The organism is Treponema sp. R6D11, assembly GCF_054786075.1.
This window is the reverse complement of the sequence record NZ_BDHD01000358.1, coordinates 1-1,278: the sequence shown is the minus strand read 5'-3', so window position 1 is coordinate 1,278 and position 1,278 is coordinate 1. Positions and strand designations below refer to the sequence as shown.

The window sequence follows — 1,278 nt, the reverse complement described above, 5'->3', positions numbered from 1 at the left end:
GACAGCTAAAGAAGCAACTTTCCGCATAAAAGCCATAGAATTTTCAACCATACTTTAATTTTCGGAATTATGATAAGTTTGTTTAAGACAAACTGGAAAAATCTAAGGTCGCAATTTGCGACCTTTAGCAAAGCAAAATAATTCTAAAGAGCTTCACACAAAGCTCACAAAGGAAGAGAAGGACACAAAGAAGAGAAAAAGGGTTTTTGTCCGAAGGCTATATTTGAATTTCACGATAAGATAACGAACAAAAACCCCTGATCCCCCTTTGTGATCTTCTCTTCCTCCGTGTCCTTTGTGAGAAATTCTTCCTAATTTATGCTATGCTAACTTCATGAAAACCGCAGGGGAGTACCGATAAGAACTTGCGTCTTTTTTCGCCGTCCATTTCTAAAAGAACATCGTCCAGTAACAGTATGGGGTTAAGGCGGGTCTCTTGGGAATAGCGGAGAGCTTGAGCTGTCCGCAGTAAGGGGGCTAAAAGGCGCCTTTGCCCTGTGGAGGCTTTTATCGTAAAATCTTCGCCGTTATGTGTAAATTGATAGCGGTCCCGATGCGGACCTGAAAGCGAAAGCCCTGCTGACATTTCGGTTGCCCGCCTTTCTTGCAGGTGGGAAGAAATACTGTCGCTTTTCCATGACGGAATGTAGCGGACTGTGATGCCGCAAATGCCGGATACTTCTTCGTAGAGAGTACTGAAAACGACAGAAAAATCCTTTGCTGCTGTTTCTCTTTTTTCCATTAATTTAAGCCCATATTCCACAAACTGCGGATCGAGTGCGTCCAAAACAGAAATTGCACTGTCCGCTTTCTGTTTTTTTTGGGCGTAATCCCGAAGCACTGTGTTCCGTGATTTTAGCACTCGGCGGAAACGGCGAAGGTCTTCTAGGTAGACAGGGTCGTAAAGACTTAAAGTTTGATCAAAAAACCAGCGTCGTCTTTCGTGGTTTCCGCTGACAAACTCCATATCTTCGTGGCAAAAAACTATGCTTGGAGCAATGGAAAGTAATTCTTTGCGGTCTTCGGCTTTTTTTCCGTTTATAAAAACTGTTTTTTTGCCGTTTTCCGATTTAACAAGTATTTGGTCGTTTACCGAATCTGAAAGTTTTACTTCAGTGGAAAAATCTTTTTCTCCGTTACGTGCCAATTCTGCGTCTCGGACAGAGCGAAATGACGAAGCGTAGGCACAAAAATATAACGCTTCCAAAAAATTGGTTTTCCCCTGACCATTTTCGCCGACAAGAAAAATATCTTTAGCGTTTGTGATAACTTCGGTGT

General features: G+C 42.4%; 1 protein-coding gene. It reads right to left on the bottom strand.

Translation table 11 applies throughout. The features are described 5' to 3' along the window. Window positions 1-316: 316 nt before the first annotated feature. The coding region (gene recF / locus ACYVTD_RS13095; RefSeq protein ID WP_461248183.1) for a DNA replication/repair protein RecF at window positions 317-1,278 on the bottom strand (962 nt) is incomplete at its 5' end.